General features: G+C 48.2%; 7 protein-coding genes. 3 read left to right on the top strand and 4 right to left on the bottom strand.

What is annotated here, in order from left to right; all coding sequences use genetic code 11:
* Positions 1–620: DUF4412 domain-containing protein (locus tag OEV79_06635; protein MDH4211109.1), on the bottom strand; the 620-nt coding region annotated here is incomplete at its 3' end.
* A gap of 211 nt (positions 621–831) precedes the next feature.
* Between OEV79_06635 and OEV79_06630 the strand changes: the two genes are divergently transcribed.
* Positions 832–2247 carry an aminotransferase class V-fold PLP-dependent enzyme gene (locus OEV79_06630; GenBank protein ID MDH4211108.1) on the top strand — a complete coding sequence of 472 codons (1416 nt, stop codon included), beginning with the start codon at positions 832–834 and terminating at the stop codon, positions 2245–2247.
* A gap of 69 nt (positions 2248–2316) precedes the next feature.
* Entirely contained in the window at positions 2317–2763 is a 447-nt protein-coding gene (locus OEV79_06625) for an Hsp20/alpha crystallin family protein (GenBank protein ID MDH4211107.1), read from the top strand.
* Positions 2764–2868: 105 nt separating this feature from the next.
* Here OEV79_06625 and OEV79_06620 read toward each other — a convergent pair whose 3' ends face one another.
* Entirely contained in the window at positions 2869–3198 is a 330-nt protein-coding gene (locus tag OEV79_06620) for a WG repeat-containing protein (protein MDH4211106.1), read from the bottom strand.
* 367 nt (positions 3199–3565) lie between these two features.
* On the opposite strand from OEV79_06620, the gene OEV79_06615 reads away from it, so the two are divergent.
* The gene (locus OEV79_06615) at positions 3566–5419 is read left to right on the top strand and encodes a T9SS type A sorting domain-containing protein (GenBank protein MDH4211105.1); all 1854 of its coding nucleotides are present in this window, start codon (positions 3566–3568) and stop codon (positions 5417–5419) included.
* Positions 5420–5496: 77 nt separating this feature from the next.
* On the opposite strand, the gene glmM is transcribed toward OEV79_06615, so the two are convergent.
* Entirely contained in the window at positions 5497–6819 is a 1323-nt protein-coding gene (glmM, locus tag OEV79_06610) for a phosphoglucosamine mutase (GenBank protein ID MDH4211104.1), read from the bottom strand.
* A 313-nt stretch (positions 6820–7132) separates the two neighbouring features.
* Positions 7133–8674 (bottom strand): hypothetical protein, encoded by a 1542-nt coding sequence (locus tag OEV79_06605; protein ID MDH4211103.1) that lies wholly within the window; start codon positions 8672–8674, stop codon positions 7133–7135.
* Positions 8675–8677: the final 3 nt, after the last annotated feature.

The following is an 8677-nucleotide window of genomic DNA, read 5'->3' as shown; positions in this document are numbered from 1 at the left end:
GCGACCCACTCTGGCGGCTCCGGTTTCAAATCCTCCGGATCGTACATTCTTAGATATCCCAAAGGCAAAGTGAACAAATCATCCTTAAACGAAGATTCTTCTATGTTCTTTAACAACATTGTCCTGCCGAACTTACCGAGCATCACTATCTTCAGCGGAAATTCTAATTTCCCGGCCACCCACATCTTCGCGAGTTCCATTGTATCGTATTTGACCAGGTAAATGTCGCATGCGTATCCTGCTATCTCCTCACTGCCTATCTTCTGTTTTCCACCCAACACTTCCATGTACCTGGCGGACTGAAAAGGATCATTGATCAGACTCTGCGTATCATCGTTCGGCATCTCGGTGTACGTTTTATCAAGAGTGAAAAGAACGCGTGTCAGACCTTCTTCCTGGTCGACCAGGACAACGATTTCCTGCTCATTTTCCACCTGCTCTGTCCGGTATCTGTAACCCTTGACATACAACTTGCTCTCCCTCTTCGTACCATCTTGATGGACAGAATCGATCATATCTGCCTCGAACTGTGCTGCCGCCGACAGCGTCGTGCACAGCAGCAGGATCCCAACAATGCAAGTAACATAGAGCGGTCGTGGCTCGCGGATATATTGCATCATTACCTCCTTAGCTTTTGTCATGATTTATTTATTGCGTACAGCTAATAATACACAGAGAGCGTGTTAAGTCAACAGAGAGCGTGCAGGGCCCGCTCGATCATCGCCACCAATTAAAAAATGGCATTCATGAACTTGACTATGCGCCTTAATCCAGTATAATGTGCTGTCCCTTTTATTCTTGTTGAGAGATCGGAAAAAGTGAGGCTAATGCATGGATCTGAAAGAATTACAGAAACAAATAGTTGGGTTCAACGAAGAAGTACCCCTTCTCGACGGTACAAAAACCAGGTACATAAATTTTGATAACGCAGCAAGCACACCTACCCTGCGGCCGGTCCAGGAAAAGGTCAACGAATTCAGCAAGTGGTATTCAAACGTACACCGCGGAACGGGATTTAAATCTCAACTTTCGTCCTGGGTTTTTGAAGAAGCGAGAAACATAATCGCCCGTTTTGTCGGCGCCGATACCCATTCAGCCGTCATATTCTGCAAAAATACTACCGAGGCAATCAACAAACTTGCGTGGCGCTTTCAGTGTCCGATCATCTCCCGCATGGCCGGGGAAGCAGAGAAACCTGTGATACTTACGTCGGTAATGGAACATCATTCAAATGAACTGCCGTGGCGTAAAGTCGGGAAGATCATACACATCGATATCAAGCGGGACGGCACCGTGGACCATGACGATCTATGCAACAAGATCAACAAATACAAAGGCAAGATATGTTTGCTGGCTATCAGTGGAGCGTCGAATGTTACCGGTTATATCAATCCGATCCATGAATATGCGGAAAGAGCACACGCAGCAGGAGCACAGATCGCGGTCGACGCAGCACAGCTTGCTCCTCACCGTCCGATGAACGTAAAACCGAAGGAAGATCCGCAACACATCGATTATCTCGCATTCTCAGCACACAAAATGTACGCACCCTATGGCATTGGGGTGCTGGTCGCAGACAGATCGGTGTTCGAGCACGGCGACCCGGATTATGTAGGCGGCGGCACGGTAGATATCGTCGATCTCGAGAGTGCATATTGGAAGGATTTGCCAGAGCGAGAAGAAGCCGGCACGCCTGATATTGTGGGTGTTGTAGCACTTGCGGAAGTTGTAAAATTGATAGATCAGGTAGGTTTTGACTCGATCATCGAGCACGAGGCCGATCTGACGTCATACGCTCTCCGAAAATTGTCTGCCATGCCCGAAGTTCTGATATACGGCGACAAGGACCCGGACAATGCCCGCAATCGGCTTGGCGTCATAAGCCTCAACGTGGCGGATATGGACCACGCTTTAGTCTCGGCGATATTGAGTTACGAAGGCGGAATCGGTGTCAGAAATGGTTGTTTCTGCGCGCACCCCTACGTGAAATCTTTACTGGGCGTAACGCCGGAGGATGCAAAGGAGGTCGAAAAGCACATCCTTGCCCGCGACCGGTCAAAAATACCTGGCACCATACGCATAAGTTTCGGCCTCTATAATAAAAAAGAAGAGATCGATAAATTCTGTGAAGCACTCAGCATGATCGTGAAAAAGCAGTACCGGGGCAATTATATCGTCGATAAGGAACGCGGCGAGTATTACCCGGAAGGCTTTCAGATTGATTTTTCAAAGTATTTCACCTTCTAAGAAATCCCGCAAAAGCGACTAAACGAAAACCACTGTTTTTTGTCTAAAATTCAGACGGAGGTCATTAATATGAACGAAAAGCAAATGAAACCATGGGAACCCTTCAGAGAGTTAGTTAGCATGAGAGACGATATGGACCGCCTCTTCGATACATTTTTTGGAAGTGGCCAAGGTGATCTTGACAATTACTGGAAACCCGCAATCGATATAGAGGAAAGCAATGGCAATCTGATGGTCAGGGCAGAGATACCGGGCATGACAAAAGAGGATATAAAGGTATCGGTACAGGATGATATGCTTACGATTTCCGGTGAAAGAACACGCGAAAACGAGAAGAAAGACAAAACAGTTCATCGTATCGAACGCTGCTACGGACAATTCCGCAGAATGATAAGATTACCCGCGACCGTTGATGCCGACAAAGTGAAAGCCACTTACAAGGACGGCGTGCTCCATGTTACTCTTCCGAAGCCAGAATCACTGAAACCCAAGCATATCGAAATCGATATCAACTAATACATTCCCTGCTGTAAAAAGGCCGGCGCATGCCGGCCTTTTTCTATTGAAAACAAAAAGGAGAGGTCGTTAAACCTCTCCTGATTGAATATTGACGGCAAAGATCTACGGCAACACGATCAATGTCACATTAGCCGTAAAAGTCTGCCCAGCCGAAACACTGAAAGGAGTGAATTGCGGCTTGATCATTATGTTCCCACTCTGGTCGATAAATGCCCACTTGTTATCCAACTTCACGGCAGCGAGGCCTTGGGAAAAGAAACCGGCACCCCTGAAGCGTGGCTCGATGACCTGCTTGCCCGCGCCGTCGATATAACCCCATTTGCCCCTCTGCTGGACCGGGACCAATTCCACCACTGTGAAGTCACTTGACTGCCCGCCCAGTAGAGTGGTCAACAACATCATCTGACATAAAATCACGTAAGCATATCTCATTAGTTATAGCTCCTTTCAAATGCTATCTGATCCTATTTCCTGCCAGAAAGTCATAAGTTGTGTTGCTCTCAATTCTATCACCATTCGTCAAAATGTCAAGCAGGTACAGGATTAGACCCATATTACCTGTCTACGGCGATATGAAGCAGCGTCGACCGGACAGCATGCAGATAACGGTTGACATGTCGATTGGAAATAAATAGAATATGATGAGAAGTCTAGAATACTATAACATGGGCTGATGCCCGTTCCTTTCGACTGAAAGGAGGTGAGCGATAGTAATTGTCCGAAGGAATCTGTATGAGTAGATACACATCACAAAAGGGGCATCATTTTAAAGAAATGCAACAGAATAAAGGAGGTATTGATGATTGACAAAAAGGTCAATTGTGTGTTGGTATTCACCGCCATGCTGGTTATGGCGACCGTCGGAAGTGCTACTGAAATCGAAAATCAAGCAAGCACCACCAACACTGTATATCTTGAGCTATCACGTGAATCAGTCCCGGTGTTGATCCCGATGCGACAGGAGTTCGTCGACAGTTTTGAGCGGTCGGCCATCGCACCATGGACAACGGGCGGTGATGTAGCATCAGGGCTGTGGGGAATGAGAGATACTACTGATAACTATGGACCGCAGGCTCCGGCATGGGACGGATACAGGTATCCTGGCCATCCGTCAACTGACGTGGCAGTCTACCCATCACCAGGCGCAAACCCAGGCTACCTTACCTGGATTGCGACACCAACTATTGATATTACCGGCTGGCCTGCATTCTATCTTTCGTTCAGCTACTGGGCTGATCTGGAAGGTGCAGCGACGAATTTCGATGGCGCGATCGTCGAGATTTCCTCCAACAGTGGTAGTACGTGGGCACAGGTCGACCCGGCAGCAGCAGGGCATCTAAATCCCACTTACGATTCACCGCTGGCGAATACCGGCCAATTGCTCACTGCCTGGGCTTACTGCTACTCGACAAACCCGGACTGGGTCAACGTCAGTTCTGAGGACCTGGTCTCTTTAGGTTATGTTTCACCGGGTAATCAAGTACAGGTCCGCTTCACTTTCGCATACGACGCGCTTTCGGGCGGGCAGGGGTTCTTCATCGATGATGTCAGGATCGCTGACTCACCGCCGCCGGATTTGGTGCCACCGAACATCGTTCACACACCGCTGGCTGATACTGCCGACACCGTGAACAACTATACGGTTACGGCTACGATAACTGATCCAGGTACCGGTGTGAATACCGATTCTGTGGTCTTATACTACCAGGTCGAAGGCAGTTCAGGGGTCACCATACCCATGGTGAGTACAGGCACGAATATCTATGAAGCCGATATTCCGGCGCAGAGTTGGCACACTGACATATGGTACCGCGTACGCGCCGCCGATAACGCCGGCAACTGGGGACAGACCGCACTGCTCAATTTCGAGGTGACCAATGCCAGAACCATAATCTATGATGACGGTCAGCCTAACTATGCTCCGTTGGTGGTGACACCAGGAGATGGCTGCTTTACACGATTCGAATTTACAGATGTTGGCATTGATAGCGGTCTGCTGCACCAGGTCAAGTTCTTGTTCGAGGGTCCCGGCACCGTTGACATCCGTGTCTACCAGGCAGTTGGCGCTGCGGCTCCAGGCCCGTTCATCGACTCGATCGCTGGGTTTGAATCACCAGGGTATCAATGGTCGACCATCGACCTGACTGACCTCAACATCAGCACGGCCAATCCCTACGGGATATTTGTCGGATATATCATTGGACCGGGAGACTCGGTGGGCCTGCTTCGTGATGTAGCAGTTGATTACGTCGGGCAGATGTGGAACTACCAGGGTAGCCTCTGGACACCAGAGGCTTCTGGTGATTTCATGATGCGCCTGAAGGTCATTCCGCTCGACGAACCTGGTATCGACGAGAACAGCAGCAAAGCACTGTCTACTTTCAACCTTGCTCAGATTGTGCCGAGCCCGATGAAGACAGCCGGCATTATCTCATACCAGTTACCGAACGCACAGAATGTATCGCTCACGGTTTACGACGTATCAGGGAAACTGATTAGGACACTGGTTGACCAGCGCGTCGAAGCAGGCACACATAGTGTTGTCTGGGACAGCCGTGACAATACTGGAAAACAGGTTGCTAGTGGCGTCTACTTCTACCAACTACAGGGTGAAGATCAGAGAGTAACAAAGAAACTGATCGTCGTACGCTAAACGGATACTACGATAAAACTGAAAAGGGGCAGAGAAATCTGCCCCTTTTCTTTATCTCTTTCCTGCTGTAAAAAGAACTATCCCCGGTAGAGTATGTTCTTTACTCTAGTCATGTAGTTTTCGATCTGTGTTCTATCTCTTGATTCCCCGATGATCCTTACGACATGTTCGGTCTGGGACGGCCTTATGTGGATCCAATATTCATCGCTGATTATCTTCAGCCCATCAGTATAATCCAGTTTGCCGCGAAATGCATCGACGATAGTCTGCTTTTTTTCTTCGAACCGCTCTTTGCTCAAGATCAATTTTTTCTTGATGATAAAATATTGAGGATAACCGGCCATTATTTCTGATATAGAAACCCCGGATTTTTCCACAAATTTCATGATCAGAGCAGCGCCGACCATAGCGTCGCGTGTGAAGTTAAGTGCAGGATAGATGATACCACCATTACCTTCTCCGCCAATGACTGCCGCCGCCGATTTCATCTTTGACACTACATTCGCCTCGCCCACTCTCGTGCGATACAAACGGGCATTATGTTTACGGGCAACGAAATCCATCAGCGCGGTGGTGGAAAGATTGGTCACCACGCCACCCTTTTTGCGGCTCAGAATATAGTCCGTAGCAAGCACGAGGGAATTCTCCTCACCGATCGCCCGTCCTTTCTCATCGACAACCGCGATACGGTCACAGTCCGGGTCGCACGCGAACCCGATGTCCAATTTGCATCTCTTGACGAAACGGCTCAGGGCACCAATGTTTTCCCGGGTCGGTTCTGGCCGGCGTGGAAAGACAGGTGAAAAACGGCAATTCAGCCGGAATACCTTGCAGCCCATTTCTTCCAGCACCCGAGGCAATCCGACCGAACCAGCTCCGTTTACCGCGTCAACAGCGACGCGGAATGGGCTTTGCAGGGGTTTGACTTTTGATACTATTTTTCGTATGTGTTCCTGAAGACCCGATTTAAATAACTCCACCTTCTGTTTTTTGTGGCGTACCGGCTCGCCGCTCTCCATAATGCTATCAGCAAACCTTTTGAACTGCCTTTCATTCAGGAAAAGGCCTTGTGATGATACAAATTTCAGAGCATTCCACTGCATTGGATTATGGCTTGCCGTGATCACAATACCGCCCTTCGCCCTCATTTTTCTTACCATAAATAGTACGGTCGGCGTGGGGACGATTCCAAGATCAGTAACCCGACATCCTACAGACCGTAGACCCTGTATGACTGCCTTACGATAGGGATTACCGGATTCGCGAGTATCCCGCCCGATAATGACATGCCCTGAGTCAACAAATCCTCCATAGGATCTTGCGTATTTGAATACCACATCAGGATTTAAGTCTCTGTCAACCACACCACGCAATCCAGATATGCTGAATTTTAGAGCCATTCGTTTATTATAACATATATTGGCGATTTGTCAACGCAGACCAGAGGCATACCTCTGGTCTCATGCTCGATACAGAAAACGTTAGTTTCGTTTTGCTCGCTATTCCCGCTATTACTGTAGGTATCGTTTAGCCCGTTAACTCGTTATTATCGTTAATCCCGTTGTAACAAGATTACAAATATGTTGCCAGCGATATTAACGAATCTAACGGAAATAACGGACACAACGATCAGTGCTAGTATTTTGGTCACAAAGAAGCGGCTCCGCCCTTGCGCGTGAGGGCGGAGCCGCGGGGTGCTTTATGACTAAATATTTATTCTTTTCCCTCTAAACCACCAGCACTCAGGTAACCATCAATATCGAGTGCTCTGCCGGTCGCGTTTTTCAACCGCATCTGCCATGGAATCAATCCGCCATCATTGTAGAAGTATTCCTTCAAGAAAGGTCCGACACGCGTGTCAAACGCGTAGGCGGTACCGAATTTGTCTTGGAGAGTTTCGTGTATCTGCCAGGCAATTACATCGGAGATCAAATAATTCTGTACATATATGGGATAAGATACGTGAATGATATTGGCAAATGGGATCGGTCTGAACGTCGATTTTTCTAATGAAAGATACTTCTTATGGAGCATCTGCCATATTTCCAGATGGTCTCGTGCCAGATCATCGTATAGTGCAGTTTCATACATAGAGTTAACTAGTAGAGTGCGAAGGTACAGCGGCATATACTTTCTGAGCAACTCTTTTTGAGCCATGATATCTTCGTCACCCATTTCCCCATTTCTTCTCTGCCATTCATCACTGCGAACGAACTTGGCGAGGGTCTCGGCAATACCTTCAGAATATGCGCCGCAGTCGCTTCCCAAACACCATTCATAGCCCTCTAATATCGGATAACCGATCGCGGTAAACGTATACTGGGCGCCATGTCCGATCTCATGCACCCGGTCATAGAATGAAAGGTCATCCATCACGACAACCTTGAAATCCTCAGGTATGCGAATGGCAAGTGACTGACCACCTACCCCACCGGGCAAGTCCTGTTCAACGATATCGACGTTCAAATCTTCGAATTCAATACCGATGCCTTCGATCGTCTCCATAATCAGAGAATCCATCTTTTCTGCCGGGATTGGAGCGCCTTGATTTGTTACGTAGTACAGACCGAACAATTTGCCAATATCATTGGCATCGATCTCAGACTTGCCCAGTTCCTGTTTGAGTTCCTCCAATAATTCTGCATACGGTTCTGCGGTGGCGGCATCTATTTTCTTAACTAATTCATAGAACCATTCGGCACCGATACCGTTTACCTCCAAAACCAGTTCAGCGAAATTTTCAAACCCAAGACTCTGTGATCTGGTATTGCGTAATTCCATCAGCCTCAGCATAACACTGTCCATCTCCTCTCTGGAGGGAATAGAAGAAACGTCGTCGGTCTCAGCGAGCCACATTTCCAATCTATTCCTGAGGTCGAATATTTCCGGATCCATCTCAACCTTTGCCGCGGTGAGTACATTATGCCAGACTATCACCCTGCTTCTCAGTACCTGATCTTTGATCGCCATCCTGTTGGAATACCAGGATTCGACAACCCTGTTAAGTGTATCACTCGTCAGTAATTCCCTGAAACGCTCGCGCGGCGTGGCAAGATCGGCTTCGGCCTCCTGAGCATAATAATTCCAGTATGCCGAACCCATTTGCACACAAATATCTTCATATATGTTCTCATTTTCATCAAGATACCGCCTGAGGTAACGCTCACTGCTCATCTCCCGGGCGGCATAGTGAGAGCATCCGGTCAGACCGACCACCAGGAGAAATATTGAAGCATACAACATTCGCCGTTTCATGAT

This window comes from candidate division WOR-3 bacterium, assembly GCA_029858255.1.
Taxonomy (GTDB): domain Bacteria; phylum Hydrothermota; class Tepidihabitantia; order SM23-42; family SM23-42; genus SM23-42.
This window is presented reverse-complemented; position numbering and strand designations above follow the sequence as displayed.